18 protein-coding genes are annotated in these 17,626 nt (G+C 73.5%); 10 read left to right on the forward strand and 8 right to left on the reverse strand.

The features are described 5' to 3' along the window. Positions 1-27: 27 nt before the first annotated feature. From HT134_RS08300 to HT134_RS08310, 3 genes are all read left to right on the forward strand, one after another. Positions 28-2,223 carry a xanthine dehydrogenase family protein molybdopterin-binding subunit gene (locus tag HT134_RS08300; RefSeq protein ID WP_175599561.1) on the forward strand — a complete coding sequence of 732 codons (2,196 nt, stop codon included), beginning with the start codon at positions 28-30 and terminating at the stop codon, positions 2,221-2,223. Between the two features lie 63 nt (positions 2,224-2,286). Next, complete coding sequence (locus tag HT134_RS08305) at positions 2,287-2,520, forward strand: EF-hand domain-containing protein (RefSeq protein ID WP_175588969.1); 234 nt, start codon at positions 2,287-2,289, stop codon at positions 2,518-2,520. Between the two features lie 87 nt (positions 2,521-2,607). Continuing rightward, positions 2,608-3,993: an NCS2 family permease gene (locus HT134_RS08310; protein ID WP_175599562.1), complete on the forward strand. Its 1,386-nt coding sequence runs from the start codon at positions 2,608-2,610 to the stop codon at positions 3,991-3,993. On the opposite strand, the gene HT134_RS08315 is transcribed toward HT134_RS08310, so the two are convergent. Next, complete coding sequence (locus HT134_RS08315; RefSeq protein ID WP_175599563.1) at positions 3,990-4,964, reverse strand: excalibur calcium-binding domain-containing protein; 975 nt, start codon at positions 4,962-4,964, stop codon at positions 3,990-3,992. The two genes, HT134_RS08310 and HT134_RS08315, sit on opposite strands and share 4 nt — an antisense overlap. A gap of 171 nt (positions 4,965-5,135) precedes the next feature. Between HT134_RS08315 and ald the strand changes: the two genes are divergently transcribed. Further along, positions 5,136-6,260 (forward strand): alanine dehydrogenase, encoded by a 1,125-nt coding sequence (gene ald, locus HT134_RS08320; protein ID WP_175599564.1) that lies wholly within the window; start codon positions 5,136-5,138, stop codon positions 6,258-6,260. Between the two features lie 94 nt (positions 6,261-6,354). Here the strand turns inward: ald and HT134_RS08325 are convergent, their stop codons facing one another. After that, on the reverse strand, positions 6,355-6,924 hold the full coding sequence (locus tag HT134_RS08325; RefSeq protein ID WP_246363584.1) for a helix-turn-helix domain-containing protein: 570 nt from the start codon (positions 6,922-6,924) through the stop codon (positions 6,355-6,357). A gap of 105 nt (positions 6,925-7,029) precedes the next feature. Here HT134_RS08325 and HT134_RS08330 point away from each other — a divergent pair, with 105 nt between their 5' ends. Beyond that, the gene (locus HT134_RS08330; RefSeq protein WP_175599566.1) at positions 7,030-7,761 is read left to right on the forward strand and encodes an aspartate/glutamate racemase family protein; all 732 of its coding nucleotides are present in this window, start codon (positions 7,030-7,032) and stop codon (positions 7,759-7,761) included. 3 nt (positions 7,762-7,764) lie between these two features. Here the strand turns inward: HT134_RS08330 and HT134_RS08335 are convergent, their stop codons facing one another. Further along, positions 7,765-8,475 (reverse strand): thioredoxin-like domain-containing protein, encoded by a 711-nt coding sequence (locus HT134_RS08335; protein WP_175599567.1) that lies wholly within the window; start codon positions 8,473-8,475, stop codon positions 7,765-7,767. A gap of 134 nt (positions 8,476-8,609) precedes the next feature. Here HT134_RS08335 and HT134_RS08340 point away from each other — a divergent pair, with 134 nt between their 5' ends. From HT134_RS08340 to HT134_RS08350, 3 genes are read left to right on the forward strand one after another with little or no spacing between them, the layout of a single operon-like run. Beyond that, complete coding sequence (locus tag HT134_RS08340) at positions 8,610-9,305, forward strand: DUF305 domain-containing protein (protein ID WP_175599568.1); 696 nt, start codon at positions 8,610-8,612, stop codon at positions 9,303-9,305. Between the two features lie 40 nt (positions 9,306-9,345). Further along, on the forward strand, positions 9,346-10,785 hold the full coding sequence (locus HT134_RS08345) for a phytoene desaturase family protein (RefSeq protein ID WP_175599569.1): 1,440 nt from the start codon (positions 9,346-9,348) through the stop codon (positions 10,783-10,785). 9 nt (positions 10,786-10,794) lie between these two features. Next, positions 10,795-11,292: a DinB family protein gene (locus HT134_RS08350; protein ID WP_175599570.1), complete on the forward strand. Its 498-nt coding sequence runs from the start codon at positions 10,795-10,797 to the stop codon at positions 11,290-11,292. Between the two features lie 162 nt (positions 11,293-11,454). Here HT134_RS08350 and HT134_RS08355 read toward each other — a convergent pair whose 3' ends face one another. Then, complete coding sequence (locus HT134_RS08355) at positions 11,455-11,955, reverse strand: DUF3995 domain-containing protein (RefSeq protein ID WP_175599571.1); 501 nt, start codon at positions 11,953-11,955, stop codon at positions 11,455-11,457. Between the two features lie 72 nt (positions 11,956-12,027). On the opposite strand from HT134_RS08355, the gene HT134_RS08360 reads away from it, so the two are divergent. Together HT134_RS08360 and HT134_RS08365 are read left to right on the forward strand one after the other, a co-directional pair. Then, positions 12,028-12,492: a hypothetical protein gene (locus HT134_RS08360; protein ID WP_217707240.1), complete on the forward strand. Its 465-nt coding sequence runs from the start codon at positions 12,028-12,030 to the stop codon at positions 12,490-12,492. Next, positions 12,489-12,977, forward strand: coding sequence for an RNA polymerase sigma factor (locus HT134_RS08365; RefSeq protein ID WP_217707241.1), 489 nt, complete (start codon positions 12,489-12,491; stop codon positions 12,975-12,977). The genes HT134_RS08360 and HT134_RS08365 overlap by 4 nt, the downstream gene beginning before the upstream one ends. 77 nt (positions 12,978-13,054) lie before the next feature. Here HT134_RS08365 and HT134_RS08370 read toward each other — a convergent pair whose 3' ends face one another. The 4 genes from HT134_RS08370 to HT134_RS08385 form a co-directional block, all read right to left on the reverse strand. Further along, positions 13,055-14,107 carry a threonine aldolase family protein gene (locus HT134_RS08370; RefSeq protein WP_175599573.1) on the reverse strand — a complete coding sequence of 351 codons (1,053 nt, stop codon included), beginning with the start codon at positions 14,105-14,107 and terminating at the stop codon, positions 13,055-13,057. Next, positions 14,104-14,733: an SDR family NAD(P)-dependent oxidoreductase gene (locus HT134_RS08375; RefSeq protein WP_175599574.1), complete on the reverse strand. Its 630-nt coding sequence runs from the start codon at positions 14,731-14,733 to the stop codon at positions 14,104-14,106. Before HT134_RS08375 ends, HT134_RS08370 begins: the two co-directional genes overlap by 4 nt. Further along, positions 14,730-16,793: a DUF6421 family protein gene (locus HT134_RS08380; RefSeq protein WP_175599575.1), complete on the reverse strand. Its 2,064-nt coding sequence runs from the start codon at positions 16,791-16,793 to the stop codon at positions 14,730-14,732. Before HT134_RS08380 ends, HT134_RS08375 begins: the two co-directional genes overlap by 4 nt. 102 nt (positions 16,794-16,895) lie before the next feature. Beyond that, positions 16,896-17,552: a response regulator gene (locus tag HT134_RS08385; RefSeq protein WP_175599576.1), complete on the reverse strand. Its 657-nt coding sequence runs from the start codon at positions 17,550-17,552 to the stop codon at positions 16,896-16,898. Between the last annotated feature and the right edge of the window lie 74 nt (positions 17,553-17,626).

The raw sequence follows: 17,626 nt of genomic DNA on the forward strand, positions 1-17,626 counted from the left end.
GCGCGGCGGCGGTGCTCTACTCGAAGGATGACCGAGACCAGGACCGGCACCCGCGCCCCGGTGTGGGGGGTCGGCGCGAGCGCCCCGCGCCCCGACGCGACGCTCAAGGTGACGGGCGAGTTCGCCTACGCCTCCGACCTGTGGCTCGACGGCATGGTGTGGGGCGTGACGCTGCGCAGCCCGCACCCGTCGGCGTGGATCCGCTCGATCGACCTCGGTCCCGCCCTGGCGATGCCGGGGGTGCTCGCCGTGCTCACCCACGAGGACGTGCCCGGCGAGAAGTTCTACGGCCTCGACGTCAAGGACCAGCCGGTGCTGGCCGTCGACCAGGTGCGCTACCAGGGCGAGCCGGTGGCGCTGGTGGCCGCCGACCACCCGGAGACGGCGCGGCGGGCCGCGGCGGCGATCGTCGTGGACTACGAGGTGCGGCCGGCGGTGACGGACCCGCGCGAGTCGCGGGACGTGGTGCGCCACCAGCCGGTGCGGGTGGGCGACACCTTCGAGGCGGAGGTCGTCGTCACCGGCGAGTACGAGGTGGGCATGCAGGACCAGGCGTTCCTCGGCCCGGAGTCGGGGCTGGCGGTGCCGGCCGAGGACGGCGGCGTCGACCTGTACGTCGCCACGCAGTGGCTGCACGTGGACCGCGACCAGCTCGCGCCCTGCCTCGGGCTGCCGCCGGAGAAGGTGCGGCTGACGCTGTCGGGCGTGGGCGGCGCGTTCGGGGCCCGCGAGGACCTGTCCATGCAGGTCCACGCCTGCATGCTGGCGCTGCGGCTGGACCGGCCCGTCAAGATCGTGTACGGGCGGGAGGAGTCGTTCTTCGGCCACGTCCACCGGCACCCGGCCCGCATGCGCTACGAGCACGGCGCCACCCGCGACGGCCGGCTCGTCTACGTCAAGGCCGACATCCTGCTCGACGGCGGCGCCTACTGCTCCTCCTCCCCCGCCGTCGTGGGCAACGCCGCCTCGCTGGGGGTCGGGCCGTACGAGGTGCCCAACGTGCGGGTGGACGCGACCGGCGTCTACACCAACAACCCGCCGTGCGGGGCGATGCGCGGGTTCGGCGCCGTGCAGGCGTGCTACGCGTACGAGTCGCAGATGGACCGGCTGGCCGAGGCGTGCGGGCTGTCGCCGGTGGAGATCCGCGTGCGCAACGCGGTCTCCCAGGGGTCGTCGCTCATCACCGGGCAGGTGATCGACTCGCCGGCCCCGCTGGCCGCGATGCTGCGCGAGCTCGAAGCGATGCCGATGCCCGTGGAGCGTTCCGGCGCCGACCTGCGGGCGCTGCCGGGCGGAGTGTCCCAGACCACCCACGGCGAGTCGGTACGGCGGGGCGTCGGCTACGGCGTCGGCATCAAGAACATCTGCTTCTCCGAGGGCTTCGACGACTACTCGACGGCCCGGGTGCGGGCCGAGCTGGTCGGCGGCGAGCCGCACGTGACCGTGCACACCGCGGCGGCCGAGGTCGGCCAGGGCCTGGTAACGATCCAGGCGCAGATCGCGCGCACCGAGCTGGGCGTCGAGCAGGTGACCGTGGCGACGGCCGACACCACCGTGGGCTCGGCCGGGTCGTCGTCGGCCTCGCGGCAGTCGTACGTGACCGGCGGCGCGGTCAAGGCCGCCTGCGAGGCCGTCCGGGCCCGCTTCGAGGGACTCCCGGCGCGGGAGGCGCTGGAGAAGTTCGGGCCGATCGAGGAGACGCGCGAGTACCGGCACCGCCCGACGTACCCGATGCACCCGGAGACCGGGCAGGGCGACTCGCACACGCAGCTCGCGCTGTGCGTCCACCGGGCCGTGGTGGACGTGGACGTGGAGCTGGGCCTGGTCAAGGTGGTGGAGCTGGCGGCCGTGCAGGACGTCGGCCGGATCCTCAACCCCGCGGCGCTGGAGGGGCAGATCCACGGCGGCTCGGCGCAGGGCCTGGGGCTGGCGCTGATGGAGGAGATCCAGGTGCGTGACGGCCGGGTGCTGAACCCGTCGTTCACCGACTACCTGATCCCCACGATCCTCGACATGCCGCCCATGCGGCTGCGGATCCTGGAGAACCCGGACCCGGCGGCGCCGTACGGGCTGCGTGGCGCGGGCGAGCCGCCGACGCTGTCGTCCACGCCCGCCGTCGCGGCGGCGGTGCGGGCGGCGACGGGACGCGAGTTGACGCGTGTTCCCATCAGACCCGAAGATATCGCCTTGTTCTGGGACCGGTCCGATGACGCGGTCCGCTGAAGGGCCCGGACCAGCGGCGGTCACTCGCGGTGCCGTCCGGGCCCGCGACGGGGAGGTATACCGATGGCTGACGCGCGCGAAGCGGCCAAGGCGGAGTTCGAGCGGTTCGACGCCGACGGCGACGGCCTGCTGACGGCGGCCGAGATCCGGCAGGTCAACCAGGCGCTGGGCGGCCAGGGCGTCACGGACGAGGAGGTCGAGGCGTTCATCGCGGCGGCCGACAGCGACGGCGACGGCCGGATCGGGCTGGAGGAGTTCGTCGCCCTGGTGGGCGGCGGCCGTCACGAGAAGGCGTGATCGCCGCGGGCGGCGGCCACCGGGAGCAGGCATGATCGCCTCTCTCGCCGGGTAGGGCATCGGCAGTCCCCCTGACCGCGAGGGGGGATGTCCGTGCTCGACAGGGTCTTCGAGCTGAAGGCGCGGCAGACGACCGTCGCGCGCGAGGTGCGCGGCGGGATCACGACCTTCATGGCGATGGCCTACATCGTCCTGCTCAACCCCATCATCCTGGCCGGCGCCCATGACGTGACCGGCGCGCGGCTCACGATCGCCCAGCTCACCACCGCCACCGCGCTGGCGGCGGCGGTGAGCACCCTGCTCATGGCGTTCGTGGGCAACGCGCCGTTCGGGCTGGCGGCCGGTCTCGGGCTGAACGCGGTCGTGGCCTACCAGGCCGCCCCGTCCATGACGTGGGCGCAGGCCATGGGGCTGGTCGTGCTCGAAGGCGTGGTCATCATCGTGCTGGCCGTCACGGGCCTGCGCACGGTCATCATGAACGCCATCCCGCTCGCGCTCAAGCACGCGATCAGCGTGGGGATCGGCATGTTCATCGCGCTGATCGGGCTGGTCGACGCGGGGTTCGTGACCCGCGGGTCGGGGACGCCGGTGCAGCTCGGGGCGACCGGCCACCTGACGGGCTGGCCGGTCACGCTGTTCTCCCTGGGTCTGCTGCTGATGATCGTCCTGTACGTCCGGCGGCTGCCCGGGGCGATCCTCATCAGCATCGTCGTCACCGCGGTCCTTGCGGTCATCGTGGACGCGACGGCCCGCGTGGACCCCCGCTCGTGGGGCGTGGTGCAGCCGCGGGTGCCCGAGCGGCTGATCGCGCCGCCCGACTTCGGGCTGGTGGGCCGGGTCGACGTGTTCGGCGGGTTCGCCCGGGCGGGGGTGCTGACGGCCTCCGTGGTCCTGTTCACGCTGGTGCTGTCCGGGTTCTTCGACGCGATGGGCACGATCATCGGGGTCGCCGACGAGGCGGGGCTGGTGGACGAGCAGGGCCGCGTGCCGAGGCTGGGGCGGATCCTCACGGTCGACGGGGTCGCCGGCGTGATCGGCGGTGCTACCAGTTCGTCGGCCAACACGGTGTTCGTCGAGTCGGCGGCCGGCGTGGGCGACGGCGCGCGGACCGGTCTGGCCGCCGTCGTGACCGGTGGCCTGATGGGGCTCACGCTGCTGTTCACGCCGCTCGCGGGAGTGGTGCCCGCCGCGGCGGCGGCCCCGGCGCTGGTGCTGGTCGGTGCGCTGATGATGACGCAGAGCCGGAACGTGCCGTGGGAGGACCTGGAGCTGGCCATCCCGGCGTTCCTGACGATCGCGATGATGCCGTTCACGTACTCGATCACGAACGGGGTGGGCGCGGGCGTGGTCTCGTACACGCTCATCAAGGCGGCGCGGGGGAAGTTCGCGCAGATCCCGTGGCTGCTGTGGGTGGTGTCGGTGATCTTCCTGGCGTACTACGCGATCGACGCCCTGGAGGGGTGGGCCACCTAGCGGAGGTCGGCGCTGTTGCAGGCCACGCCGTTGCCGTCCACGTCGGTGTACCAGGCGTACTCCTCGTGCAGGCCCCTTGTGTAGGGGCCGAAGCCGGCGGCCACGGCCTCCTTGCAGCTGGCGAACTTGCGGTCGGGGGTGCGCCGGCCGCCGGTCGTGGTGTTCGTGCCGCCGGGGGTGACGGCGGGGCCGGTGGCCGGGCTCGTCGCGGACGGGTCGGTGACGCCGGTCCCCGGAGTGCTCTGGGTGCCCGGGTTCGTGGCGCCGGGGTCGGTGGCTCCCGGGTCGGTGGCGCCGGGGTTCGTGGCGCCCGGGTTCGTGGCGCCGGGCGACGGCTGGCCCGCTCCCGGCTGATCCGTGCCGGGCTGGCCGGTGCCGGGCTGGCCGGTCGCGGGCGGGCTGCCGAGCAGGCGGGCGACCAGGGCCTCGGCCTCCTGCCGCGTGTAGCCCGCGATGCTCAGGCTGTCGCCGTTCATGGTCTGCGTGACGACGGGCGCGGCGATCACGGTGCGGGGCACCAGCACGACGGCGATCTGCCGCTCGGTGGCGGCCATCTCGTCGATGAGCTCGACGACCTTGTCCTTGTACTTCGGCGCGATCGCCACGCGCACGGAGTAGGTGCCGTCCTTCTCGCGCACGGGCTCGATCCGCTGGACGGCCTCGACCGTGACGCCGTCCTCCAGCAGGTAGCAGGTGGTCTGCCGGTCGTCGAGGGCGGCCTCGGCGCCGGGGCACGGCGCGGGCTTCTGCTCGCGGATGGGGGCGAAGTGGATGGGCGTGGGCAGCCGCTGGGGCGGCGCGCCGCCGAGCAGCGGCGCGTCGGGACTGCGCGTCATGAGGACGGCCACGGTGCCGAGCACGCCCGCGATCACCACGACGAGGACGAGCGAGACGATCAACACGATGGTGGTGAGCCGGCTGGCCTGCGGCTCCTCCGGGACCGCTGGTGGCGGTTCCTCCGGCTTGTCCATCCTTGGCGACCCCATCCCTGGCGTACGGGCTGCCGGTGAGCTTAGCGAGGAGGAGCGGCACCCAGGTAATCAGACGGAGATTCCGTGACTTGTCCTGGGATAAGACGGGTTTTCGAGGAATAAGGAGGAGATGGCGGCGATTCCGTCCGGCTGACGAAACGAGGGCGAGTCATGAAGGTCGGCGTTCCCCGCGAGGTCAAGGACAACGAGTACCGCGTCGCGCTCACTCCGGCGGGCGTCCACGAACTGGTGCGCAACGGGCACCAGGTCTTCGTCGAGAAGGATGCGGGCGTCGGCTCGTCCATCCCGGACGTCTACTTCGAGTCGGCGGGGGCCGTGATCCTGGACACGGCGGACGAGGTGTGGGCCGAGGGCGACCTGGTGCTGAAGGTGAAGGAGCCGGTGGCCGAGGAGTATCACCGGATGCGCAAGGGGCAGGTCCTGTTCACGTACCTGCACCTGGCGGCCTCCCGCCCCTGCACCACGGCGATGCTCGACTCCGGGGTCACCGGGGTCGCGTACGAGACCGTGCAGGCCGACAACGGCGCGCTGCCGCTGCTCGCGCCCATGTCGGAGGTGGCGGGCCGGCTCGCGCCGCAGGTGGGCGCCTATCACCTGATGCGCTCCGGCGGCGGGCGCGGCGTGCTCATGGGCGGTGTCTCCGGCGTGCGCGCGGCGAACGTCGTGGTCATCGGCGCGGGGGTGTCCGGCATGAACGCGGCGGCCATCGCCCTCGGCATGCAGGCCGAGGTCGTGCTGCTCGACCGCAACATCGACAAGCTGCGCCAGGCGGACCTCATCTACCAGGGCCACTGCCAGACGATCGCCTCCAACACGCTGGAGATCGAGCGCGCGGTCCTGGAGGCGGACCTGGTCATCGGCGCCGTGCTGGTGCCGGGCGCGCGGGCGCCCAAGCTGGTGACCAACGACCTGGTCAGCCGCATGAAGCCCGGCTCGGTGCTGGTGGACGTCTCCATCGACCAGGGCGGCTGCTTCGAGGACTCCCGGCCGACCACGCACGCCGAGCCGACCTACCAGGTCCACGACTCGGTGTTCTACTGCGTGGCCAACATGCCCGGGGCCGTGCCGCACACCTCGACGTACGCGCTGACGAACGTCACGCTGCCGTACGCGCTGGCGATCGCCGATCTGGGCTGGCGGCGCGCCATGCACCTGGACCCGGTGCTGGGGCGCGGCCTGAGCACCCACGAGGGGCACCTGGTGAGCCGCCCGGTGGCCGAGGCGCACGGCCTGGAGTGGACGGCTCCCGAGGACGTCCTGGGCCGCGCGGCCTAGCGACCAGGCAGGGGTGCGGCCTCGCGTCCGGGCGAAGGCGCGGCCTGGCGTCCGGGCGGAGGCGCGGCCTGGCGTCCGGGCGGAGGCGCGGCCGTCAGACGTGCTCCATGACGAAGACCGCGCTGGTGCCGGGGGCGAGGGCGTCGAAGATGTGCGGCACGTCGCCGGGATAGCTCACGTAGTCGCCCGGCCGCAGCTCGACCGGCTCCTCCGCCGGGCCGGCCAGTGCCCGGCCGGAGGCGAGGACGACGTGCTCGACCGTGCCCGGCGCGTGCGGCGCGGACAGGCGGGGCTCGCCGGGCCGGGCCGTGACCCGGTACAGGTCGCGGCGGGCGTTCGGCGGGCACGAGGCCAGCAGGGCGGCCGTGTAGCCGGCGACCTCCGAGTGGGCGGCCGGCCCCTCCCCCGCCCGCAGGACGCGCGTGGCGGGCCGCGGCGGGTCGACGAGCCGGCTGAACGGCACGCCGAGCGCGGTGGCCAGCGCCCAGAGCGTCTCGACGCCGGGGTTGCCCGCGCCCGACTCGATCTGCGACAGGGTGGACTTGGCGACGCCGGCCCGCTTGGCCAGCTCGCTCAGGGACATGCCGGCGCGCTCGCGCTCGCGGCGCAGGGAGGCGGCGATCACCGCGATGAGACCGGGCTCGCCGGCGGGGCTGGTTCCCAAGGCGTTCACCATCCTGGACAGTCGTTCGGTTTGACGAACACTGCTGTGCTGGTCCACCCTGACGATACAGCCGTTCGGTACACCGAACACCGGAAGGGAAATCCCATGCCCCACCTCGGCATCCTCGCGCACAGCACGGAGGGCGCGGCGCTCTGCTTCCTGGACTACTGCCAGGAGGGCTTCCGCCGCACCGGCCGCAATGAGCACCCCGACGTGACGCTCGACTACATCGCCCTGGGCCGCAGCATGCCGGCCTGGGACTCCGGCGACCACGCGGCCGTGCGGCGCACCCTGGCCGTGAGCGTGGACCGGCTGGAGCGGGCGGGAGCCGCCTTCTTCGCCTGCCCGGACAACACCGCGCACCTCGCCCTCGAACACCCGGGCGCCGACCTGGCGCTGCCCGGCCTGCACATCGCCGAGGTGGTCGCGGACCGGGCGGCGGCCGAGGGACGGCGGCGCGTCGGCGTGCTCGGCACGCGCTACACCATGGACGGGCCCGTCTACCCGCGGGCGCTGGCCGCGCGGGGCATCGCCGCCGAGGTCCCCGAGCCCGCCGACCGGGAGACGGTGAACCGGGTCATCTTCGAGGAACTGGTCAACGGCGTCTTCACGGACGCCTCCCGGCGGGAGTACGTCCGCGTCATCGAGCGGCTGGCCGCGCGCGGCTGCGACGCCGTGGCGCTGGTGTGCACGGAGATCCCGCTGCTCGTGACCCCGGACGTCGCGCCGCTGCCGACGCTGGACTCGACCCGGCTGCTGGCGCGGGCCGCCTACGAGGTCGCCGTGGGCGAGCGGCCGCTGCCGACATGGCGCGGCGGCCCGCTCACGGCGACGTGAGCGCTACTTGCTCTGGGCGGGGCTGGCCGTCGGGGCCAGGGTCTCCATCGGCTGCTGCTGGTCGCCCTTCGGCTCCGGCGGCAGCGGCGCCTGGTCGGCGGTCGTGGTGATCGCGTCAGGGCCGCCGCAGATGGCGCCCGGCTCGGGGGTGTCCTTGCCGTTCTGGAACTTCTTGATGAAGGCCGTCAGCTTCGGATCGTCCGGCTTGTCGAGCTTGAGCTGGTGCCCCCAGGAGGAGACCACGATCGGCGAGGGCAGGTTGGGGTACGGGCTCATCAGCATGAAGTCCTGCTGGCCGGTGCTGGTGGCCACGTTGCGCAGCGCGTCCACCTGCTGCTTGGGCAGGTCCGGCCGGTAGGTGATCCACACGGCGCCGTGCTCCATCGAGTGGACGGCGTGCTCGTTGTGGATGGGCTTGGAGTAGACGTCGCACGCCTGCCAGTAGTTGTTGTGCTGGCCGCCGACGGGCGGGGTCTCCTTGTACGACACCGCGGTCCACACGTGCTGGCCCGCCTCGTAGGAGTAGTTGGAGACCGCGTCGAGCGAGGTCTCGCGGGTCTGCTTGACCAGGTAGAAACCCACCACGCCGACCAGCAGCACGACGACGAGGCCACCCGCGCCCCACATGAGGAACGCCGCGCGCCGCTCCTTGCGCTTCTGCTCGGCGCGCATCTTCTGCAGATGCTCGCGCCGCGCCTGCGCCTTCTCCTTCATCCGTCCTCCATCGGCGTGCCAACTCGGGTCACCCTATGCCCTGAAATCGTATGGGGAGAATAAGGGCTCTCCATGCCGTCCAGCACCGGCGAAGGCGAGGTTCCGGTGCCCCGGGTGGGTACGCTGGACACGCCATGGACAACCCCGAAACCCCAGCAGGGCCCGAGCTCCCGGAGGCGCCCGCGTCCCCGGCGAGGCCCGCCAGGTCCGCGCGCGGCACGCTGCTCGCCGGCCTCGCCGTCCTGATCGTCGCCGCGGCGGCGCTCTTCCTCCTCCTCGGCCGGGGCGGCACGCCCGCCGACGCCTCCCCCGAGGCCGGGTTCGCCCGCGACATGGCCGCCCACCACGCGCAGGCCGTCGACATGGCCTTCACCATCAGGGACGAGAGCCAGTCGCGGGAGATCCGCAACCTGGCCTACGACATCATCACCACCCAGTCCAACCAGCGCGGCATGTTCATCGGCTGGCTCCAGCAGTGGGGGCTGAGCCAGGCCACCGACCTGCGGCCCATGGCCTGGATGAACGGTCACGGCCACGGCGGCGGCACCGCCGCGAAGCCGGGCGTGATGCCGGGCATGGCGACCCCCGAGGAGCTGGCCAGGCTCAAGACGCTCAAGGGCGAGCAGGCCGAGGTGCTGTTCCTCCAGCTCATGATCCGCCACCACGAGGGCGGCGTGCAGATGGCCGAGGGGCTGCTGCGGCTGTCCGACCGCGAGGAGGTCGCCGACATGGCCGACAAGATCGTCAAGGGTCAGTCGGGCGAGATCAAGCTCATGACCGACCTGCTCAAGGCGCGCGGCGCGCAGCCCCTGCCCACGATCCTCAAATGACGTCGCGGGCCGGCGCGCGTCCCCCGGTGAGCGGCTCGCGGTGAGCGGCCGGGCGGTGGTCGTCGGGTCGGGCCCGAACGGGCTCGTCGCGGCCGTCGCGCTGGCCGCGGCCGGCCGCGAGGTGGTGCTGCTGGAGGCCGCCGAGCGGTTCGGCGGCGGGCTGCGCTCGGAGGAGCTGACGCTGCCGGGCCGCGTCCACGACGTGGGGGCGACGGTCATGGCGCTGGCCCTGGCCTCGCCCGCGTTCCGGGAGCTGGGCGTGGAGCGCCTGGTGGAGTTCGCGCACCCGCCCGTGGCCGCCGCCCACCCCCTGGACGACCGGCCGGCGGTGCTGATCCACCGCGACGCCCGCCGCACCGCCGAGGGGCTGGGCGCCGACGGCGCGGCGTGGCGGGCATGCGTGGGGGCGGCGGCCCGCGCCGGGCTGCCCCTCACCGACCTGCTGCTGAAACCGCTCGGGCCGTGGAGCGGGAGCCCCCGGGCGTTCGCGTCCGCGGCGGCGTTCGGGCTGGCGGGCCTGGCGCCGGCCACGACGTTCGCCCGGCGGGTGTTCCGCACCCCCGAGGCGCGGGCGGCGTTCGCGGGGCTCGCCGCGCACTCGATGCTGGACCTGCGCGCCCCGCTCAGCGGCGCGTACGGCCTCATGCTCGGCACGCTGGCGCACCTGGTGGGCTGGCCGCTGGTCAGGGGCGGGTCCCAGGTGCTGGCCGACGCGCTGGTGGGGCGGCTGCGCGAGCTGGGCGGGGAGGCGGTCACCGGGCACCGGGTGCGCCGCCTGGGAGAGCTCGCGGAGTTCGGCGCCGGGGTCGTCGTGCTGGACGTGACGCCCCGGCAGTTCCTGGCGATGGCCGACCTCCCCCCGGCCTACCGGCGGCGGCTGCGGCGCTACCGCTACGGGCCGGCGGTGTTCAAGATGGACTGGGCGCTCGACGGGCCGGTGCCGTGGCGCGACCCGGCCGTCGCCGCGGCCGGCACCGTCCACCTGGGCGGCACGCTGGAGGAGATCGCGCTCAGCGAGGCGGAGATGGCGCGCGGACGTCACTCGCCGCGCCCGTACGTGCTGCTCGTCCAGCCGTACGCGGCCGACCCCACGCGCGGCGGGCACACGCTGTGGGCCTACTGCCACGTGCCCCACGGGTCGCCGGTGGACATGACGGCCGCGATCGAGGCGCAGATCGAGCGGTACGCCCCCGGCTTCCGCGACCGGGTGCTGGCCCGGCACGCGATGGGGCCGGCGGCGCTGGAGGCGTTCGACGCCAACCTGGTGGGCGGCGACATCGGCGGCGGGCTGGCGAGCCTGGTGCAGTTCGCGCGGCGGCCGGTCTGGTCGCCCGCGCCGTGGCGCACGCCGCTGCCGGGGGTGTTCCTGTGCTCGGCGGCGACGCCTCCCGGGGCCGGCACCCACGGCATGGGCGGCTGGCAGGCCGCCCGCCTCGCCTTGCGCGCTCGCCAGCGCCCCGAGTGGTGGGGCGGCTGTTAGGTTCCGGGCATGAGAAGAGTCCCGTTCACCGGCGGTGAGAAGGAAAGCCTCCAGGCCGGCCTGGACCGGCATCGCGACGCGGTGCTGTGGAAGGTCGAGGGCCTGGACGACGAGGCGCTGCGACGCCCCATGACCCCGTCCGGGACGAACCTCCTGGGCCTGGTCAAACATCTGGCGGCCGTCGAGTACTGGTGGTTCGCCGACACGTTCGGGCAGGAGCACGAGGAGCTCCCGTTCGACGACGACGACGAGGACGCCGACCTGCGCGTCGACCCCGGCGAGACCACGGCCGACGTCCTCGCCTTCTACGCCCGCGCCCGCGCGTCCTCGGACGAGGTCATCGCGAAGTTCGGCCTGGAGGACCTCGGCACCAACGAGCGCGGCGAGAGCATGACGCTGCGCTGGGTGCTCATCCACATGATCGAGGAGACCGCCCGGCACGCCGGCCACATGGACATCGTGCGCGAGCTCATCGACGGCGCGAGCGGCGACCACCGCCGCGCCTAGTGCTGGGATGTCGGTGCGTCCGGGCCGGTGGGTCAGGGCGTACTCGATGTCGTCCGGTGTGGCGTCGAAGCCGGGGTCGGGTGAGTCCGTCCAGGTCGTGGGGCGCTGGAAGGTGATCCCGCGGCGGGCCGGCGGGGTGCGTGACGCCTCGCCCGCCAAGCCTCACGACCGGCCCGCGCGCCCTGCCGTCCGCGGCAGCGGAGCCGGTCGTCCCGCCGGGTGTGACGGCCGGGCCGCGCGGCCGGGCCGGCGGGCCGCGATCATGGCTGCCGACGTGGCCATGGCCGCGCACAGCGGCGTGTAGACGATCAGGTTCAGCCAGTAGAACGGGGTCGCGGTGTCCGCGCCGATCCCCAGGATCCAGGCCAGGCCGGCCGCCGCGCGCGCCAGCGTCCCGGCGGCCACGGCGCCGGTGACCATCCGCGCGGGCAGCCCGCCCCGGCCGCGGGAGCACGCGAGGACCGCCACGGCCCCGGTGGTGAGCGCGACGGCGAGCGGCACCAGGACGCGCGGGGTGAAGGGCACCTCCATGTTCAGCACCGCCAGCGAGAGCGACCTGACGTCGTGGGCGGGCCAGGTGCGGCCGGTCAGCCAGTACAGGTGCGCGGCGGCGTCGGTGAGGAGGACGGCGGCGGTCAGGGTGCCGAGGCGTGAAGTGTTCATACCCGGCAAGAGCCGGCGAAAGGCCCGATGGTTCCATGGAACCTTTCGCGCCTCTCCCGCCTCTGGATGGACATGAGCTGGCCTGTTGCCGACCTGGACCCCGTACGACGGCTGCGCGCGCTCGCCGCCGCCATCCCGGGGGCGCACGTCGCCGAGCGCGTCATCCCCGCACCCTTCGCGACGGTCTGGGCCGTGGCGGGCGACCTGGAGGAGGAGTTCGGCACCTTCGAACCCGACATGCGGCGTCTCACCATCGACTCCGCCCGCCCGGACGGCCGCCTCGTGGCCAGGGCCCGCAGCCGTTACGGCATGCGCGCCCGGTTCGACGTGGACCTGCGGCCGGGCTGGTGCTGGATGCAGAGCCGGTTCCTGCTCGTGGGCCTGGCCGCGACGGCGGTGCCGGAGGGCACCCTGGTCGCGCAGACGGGCGGGGTCCGCGTCCCGGGCCGCGCCGCGCTGGTGCCGTGGGGCGTGCGGGCGGCCGGGGACAGGGCGCTGGCCCGGCTGGCGGCCCGGGTCGCCGGGAGGTCGGCGTGACGCCCGCGCTGGTGCGCGCCGCGCAGCGCGGCGACACGATGGCGATGAACGACCTGCTCGCCGAGCTGACGCCGTACCTGGGCCGGATCTGCGGCCCCATCGCGCTGGACAGCGGGCCCGACGCCGTCCAGGAGGCCCTGATCGCGATCTTCCGGCATCTGCGGGACCTGCGCGAGCCCGAGGCGCTGCACGGCTGGGCCCGGGCGATAGCGGTGCGCGAGGCCGTCCGGATCGCCCGGCGCGACGGCCGGTCCAGCCCGGCGGAGCTCGACGGGCTGCCGTCGCCGCGGGACGTCGAGCGGGCCGTGGACATCCGCGACGTGCTGGAGCGCCTGCCGCCCGAGCATCGGGCGGTGCTGGTGCTGCGCGATCTGGAAGGGGTGCCGGAGGAGGCCGCGGCGCGGATGCTTCGGGTCCCCTCCGGCACGGTGAAGTCCCGCCTGCACCGGGCGCGGGCGAACTTCCGCCGCGCCTGGCAGGGGTGAGACGAGGCCGGGGAACCCACCGCGGCCCGCGGCTCGGCCCGTCCGGGGCCGGGGGCCGCAGGCCGCGGGCACCGTGGCTAGCTCGCGCCGAGCTCCTCGGCGAGGGCCGCGGCGAAGGCGTCCACGTCGGCCTCGGTGGTGTCGAAGGCGCACATCCAGCGCACCTCGCCCGTCGCCTGGTTCCAGGTGTAGAAGCGGAAGCGCTTCTGCAGGCGCTCGGTGACGTCGCGCGGCAGGATCGCGAAGACGGCGTTGGCCTCGACGGGCCGCGGCATCTCCACGCCCGGCAGGTCGCGGACGGCCTCGGCCAGCCGCCGGCCCATGGCGTTGGCCTGGCGGGCGTTGCGCAGCCACAGGTCGCCCGACAGCAGCGCCAGGAACTGGGCGGAGACGAAGCGCATCTTCGACGACAGCTGCATGAACGTCTTGCGCAGGTAGTCGACGCCGTGGGCCGCCCCGGGGTCGAGCACCACGACCGCCTCGCCGTACAGCATGCCGATCTTGGTGCCGCCGAAGGACAGCACGTCCACGCCCGCGTCGGTGGTCAGCGCCCGCATGGGCACGTCGAGCGCGGCGGCGGCGTTGGTCAGGCGCGAGCCGTCGAGGTGGACGAGCATGCCGTGCTCGTGGGCGTGGGAGCAGATCGCGGCGATCTCGTCCGGCGTGTAGACGGTGCCCAGCTCGGTGGTGTTGGAGATGGACACCACGCGCGGCTGGGCGCGGTGGACGTCGCCGAAGCCCCACGCCTGCCGGTCGATCAGCTCGGGCGTGAGCTTGCCGTCGGGCGTGGGCACCGGGTGCAGCTTGATGCCGCCCACGACCTCCGGGGCGCCGCCCTCGTCGACGTTGATGTGCGCCGTCTCGGCGCACACGACCGCCTCCCAGGGGGCGAGCATGGAGCGCAGCGAGACGACGTTGGCGGCGGTGCCGTTGAACACCGGCCACGCCTGCGCCGTCTCGCCGAAGTGCCGGCGGAAGACCTCGCTCAGCGCCTCGGTGTAGACGTCGTCGCCGTAGGAGATCTGGTGGCCGCCGTTGGCCTCGGCGATGGCCTGGAGGATCTCCGGGTGGACGCCGGCGTAGTTGTCGCTGGCGAAGCCCTTGATCGAGGGGTCGTGCCGTGCTGTCACGTCGTGAGGTCCTGTCGGGTTCCGTTGATCTCGGCGGCGGGCCGGTCGTAGAGCCCGCCGACCGCCTGGGCGAGGTCGCGCACGTCGGTGAACCCGGCGAAGCGCGCCTCCGGCTTGGCCGCGCGCATGGCGTCGTTGACCAGCGCCTTGATGACGAGGATGACGGCCGCCGAGCCGGTGTCGCGCAGCGCGTCGGCCAGGGAGAGGGTCCACGCCTCGGCGGCGGCCTTGGCCGCGGCGTAGGCGGCGCCGCCGGCCGTGGGACGCTGCGCCGCCTGGGCGGAGACGATGACGAAGCGGCCGTTGCCGCTCCTGCGCAGCAGCGGCTCGAACGCCAGCGACACGTGCTGGAGGGTGCGGATGAGCAGGTCGTGCAGGGTGTCCCAGTCGTCGAGGCTGGTCTCGGCGAAGCTCTTGGAGCCGCGCCAGCCGCCGACGAGGTGGACGACGCCGTCCACGAGGCCGTGCTCCTTCTCCACGCGCGCCGCGAACGCCTGGACCGCCTCGCGGTCGAGCAGGTCGACCTCGTCGCGGTCGACGCCGATGACGGTGTGCCCGCCGGCGCGGAAGTGGTCGGCGACGGCCTGGCCGGTGGGGCCGGCGGCCCCGGTCACCACGATGATCATCCCCGGATCCCCTTCGTCGACTCGACCACGTCGGCCAGCTTACGGCGCAGCGCCTCGTAGAACATGCTCAGGGGGAACTCGTCGGGCAGCACCGCGTCCACCTTGGCCTTCTGCTCCTCGGGCAGCGCCTCGACGCCCTTGGCCCAGGTCGAGGCCGGGTGCGGCTCGACGTAGGCGCTGACCAGCTCGTAGGCGGCCAGCCAGTGGGCCAGCTTGGAGCGGTCGATGCTGTCGCGGTAGAGCTTCTCGACCTCGCCGCGCAGGTCGGCGACGCCGTCGGCGACCCGCTCCCAGTCGACGCTGAGCCGGTTGTCGGTCCAGCGCACGATGTCGTTGCGGTGCAGGTAGGCGAACAGGAGCTGGCCGCCGAGCCCGTCGTAGTTGCGTACCCGCTCGCCGGTGATCGGGAAGCGGAAGAGCCGGTCGAACAGGATGGCGTGCTGCACGTAGCGGGCGTGCGGCACGCCCCGCTCCGCCAGCTTGACCGCCTCGCCGAACGCGGTCAGGTCGCAGCGCAGCTCCTCCAGCGAGTACAGCCAGTACGGCATGCGCTGCTTGATCATGAACGGGTCGAACGGCAGGTCGCCGTGGCTGTGGGTGCGGTCGTGGATGAGGTCCCACAGCACGAAGGTGTCCTGGGCGAGCTGCTGGGAGGCCAGCAGCCGGGCGGCCTCCGGCGGCAGGTCGAGCCGGAGCGTCTCGGTCGCCGCGCCGGACACCCGCCGGAAGCGGGCGGCCTCGCGGTCGGCGAAGATGCCGCCCCAGGTGAAGCGGGCCGGCGCCTGCCGCACGGCGACGGTCTCGGGGAAGAGCACGGCCGAGTGGGTGTCGTAGCCGGAGGTGAAGTCCTCGAACGCGATGGGCACGAACATCGGGTTGTCGTAGCCGCCGGCCTCCAGCTCGGCCAGCCAGCCGGGCCAGATGGTGCGCAGCCAGACCGCTTCGAGGTTGCGGTTGGGGTTGCCGTTCTGGGTGTACATGGGGAACACCACCAGGTGCTCCAGCCCGTCGACGCGCTGGGTGTCGGGGTGGAAGAGCTCCAGCGAGGCGAGGAAGTCCGGCACGCCGAGGTCCTCGCGGGCCCAGGCGGCCAGGTCGTCCTGGACGGCCTGGAGATAGGCGGCGTCGTGCGGGAAGTGCGGGGCGAGCTCGGCCACGCGGGCGGCGACGACGCCGACCAGCTCCTTGGCCCGCTCCTTGTGCTCCGGCACCGAGCCGTCCTTCACCTGGAGGGGGCGCAGCTCCTCGACGGCGGCCTTGAGCCGGGCGAACAGCGCGGCCTTGGCCTCGTCGCGGCCGGCCTGCGAGGCGGCGCCGGCGGGGACGCGGGCCGCCCAGGTGACGACGTTGCCCCAGAGCCGCCGGTGGTCGTGGTCGTCGAGGGAGTCGTCGCCGAACAGGTCGGAGTCGGCGAAGACGACCACCCGGCCCTGGCCGTAGGCGAGGGCGACGGCGAGGGGTTCGCCGGCGGGGGCGGCCTGCGGCGAGGTGGCGAACAGGACGGTGGCGTCCTGCCCGGCGGTGAGGACACCGGAGCGGTAGAAGCAGGCGCGCTTGACGCCGGCGAGCAGCCCGTCGCCGGCGGCGGGCTCGGCGACGACCCAGGTGGCGACGCCGTGGTGGGCGTGCCCGGGGTCGCGCACGGTGGTGTGCCGCACGCCGACGCCGAAGCGGGCCAGCAGGTCGGCCAGGTTGCTGCCGTACTTGTCCTGCTCCTCCTCGGCGAGCACGACGAGCCCGCCGCCGCCGGCGACGAAGTCGCGCACGGCGTCGAGCTCGGCCTCGGTGAAGACCGGGGCGCCGACGCCGGTGGTGCGCTCCCAGCGCTCGTCCGCCGGGTGGGCGATGACCAGCACGTCCTGGTCCTGGAGCGCTCCAGGCGTCAGCGGGCCGCCGGTGTGGGCGGCCACCGTGTGCCCCAGGTGCCGCAGCAGCTCGGCCGCGCGGGCGTAGCTGCTGTCGTCGGGGTGGGCGGGGTTGATGGCCTCGGCCACGTCACGGCGGATGGTCCACGACTCGCTGTGGGCCTCGTCGAACAGCACCCTGGGGAAAGCCTGCATGAAAGATCTCCTGTTACTCCCGCTTCCAAACGGAAAATATACACACAGACCCCGCAATCCTCACAAAAGGCTTCCGGATGCTGAGATCCACCCCGCCCCGCTTCACGCGGCTCCCGGCCGCACCACCCCCGACTCGTACGCGAAGACCACCGCCTGCGCCCGGTCGCGCAGGTCCAGCTTCATGAGCACCCGCGCCACGTGCGTCTTGACCGTGGCCTCGCCGACGAACAGCTCCTTGGCGATCTCGGCGTTGGTGATGCCGCGGGCCAGCAGCCGCAGCACCTCCAGCTCGCGCGGGGTCAGCTCGGCCAGCCGGGGCGAGGGCGTCGGGTCCCGGCGGCCGGCGAAGGAGGCGATCACCCGGCTCGTCACCGCGGGGTCGAGCAGCGCGTCGCCGGCGTGGACCACCCGGATGGCCTCCAGGAGCTGCTCGGGCGGCGACACCTTCAGCAGGAAGCCGCTGGTGCCGGCCTGCAGCGCGGCGTAGAGGTTCTCGTCGCTGTCGAAGGTGGTCAACGTGATGACCTTGGGCGGGGACGGCGCGTCGAGCAGCTCCCTCGTCGCCGACAGCCCGTCGAGGCGGGGCATGGAGATGTCCATCAGGACGATGTCGGGACGGGTGCGCCGGGCCACGGCGACGGCCTCGCGCCCGTCGGCGGCCTCGCCCACCACGTCCATGCCCGGTTCGGCCTCCAGGATCATGCGGAGGCCGGCTCTGATCATCGCCTGGTCGTCCGCGATGACGATGCGTATGCTCACACGCGGAGACTAGACGGCTGCCGACGGATTGGACACCCAGGTCAAGCCGCGTACAAGTGGCTTACAAGATCACA

This window comes from Nonomuraea rhodomycinica (genome assembly GCF_013363995.1).
Lineage (GTDB): Bacteria > Actinomycetota > Actinomycetes > Streptosporangiales > Streptosporangiaceae > Nonomuraea > Nonomuraea rhodomycinica.

Coding starts and splice junctions, on each gene's coding strand:
- HT134_RS08380 (WP_175599575.1), bottom strand. CDS start 16,793: ATGCAGGCTTTCCCCAGGGTGCTGTTCGACGAGGCCCACAGCGAGTCG.
- HT134_RS08375 (WP_175599574.1), bottom strand. CDS start 14,733: ATGATCATCGTGGTGACCGGGGCCGCCGGCCCCACCGGCCAGGCCGTC.
- HT134_RS08300 (WP_175599561.1), top strand. CDS start 28: ATGACCGAGACCAGGACCGGCACCCGCGCCCCGGTGTGGGGGGTCGGC.
- HT134_RS08330 (WP_175599566.1), top strand. CDS start 7,030: ATGCCCCACCTCGGCATCCTCGCGCACAGCACGGAGGGCGCGGCGCTC.
- HT134_RS08340 (WP_175599568.1), top strand. CDS start 8,610: ATGGACAACCCCGAAACCCCAGCAGGGCCCGAGCTCCCGGAGGCGCCC.
- HT134_RS08335 (WP_175599567.1), bottom strand. CDS start 8,475: ATGAAGGAGAAGGCGCAGGCGCGGCGCGAGCATCTGCAGAAGATGCGC.
- HT134_RS08350 (WP_175599570.1), top strand. CDS start 10,795: ATGAGAAGAGTCCCGTTCACCGGCGGTGAGAAGGAAAGCCTCCAGGCC.
- HT134_RS08305 (WP_175588969.1), top strand. CDS start 2,287: ATGGCTGACGCGCGCGAAGCGGCCAAGGCGGAGTTCGAGCGGTTCGAC.
- ald (WP_175599564.1), top strand. CDS start 5,136: ATGAAGGTCGGCGTTCCCCGCGAGGTCAAGGACAACGAGTACCGCGTC.
- HT134_RS08310 (WP_175599562.1), top strand. CDS start 2,608: ATGTCCGTGCTCGACAGGGTCTTCGAGCTGAAGGCGCGGCAGACGACC.
- HT134_RS08360 (WP_217707240.1), top strand. CDS start 12,028: ATGAGCTGGCCTGTTGCCGACCTGGACCCCGTACGACGGCTGCGCGCG.
- HT134_RS08315 (WP_175599563.1), bottom strand. CDS start 4,964: ATGGACAAGCCGGAGGAACCGCCACCAGCGGTCCCGGAGGAGCCGCAG.
- HT134_RS08355 (WP_175599571.1), bottom strand. CDS start 11,955: ATGAACACTTCACGCCTCGGCACCCTGACCGCCGCCGTCCTCCTCACC.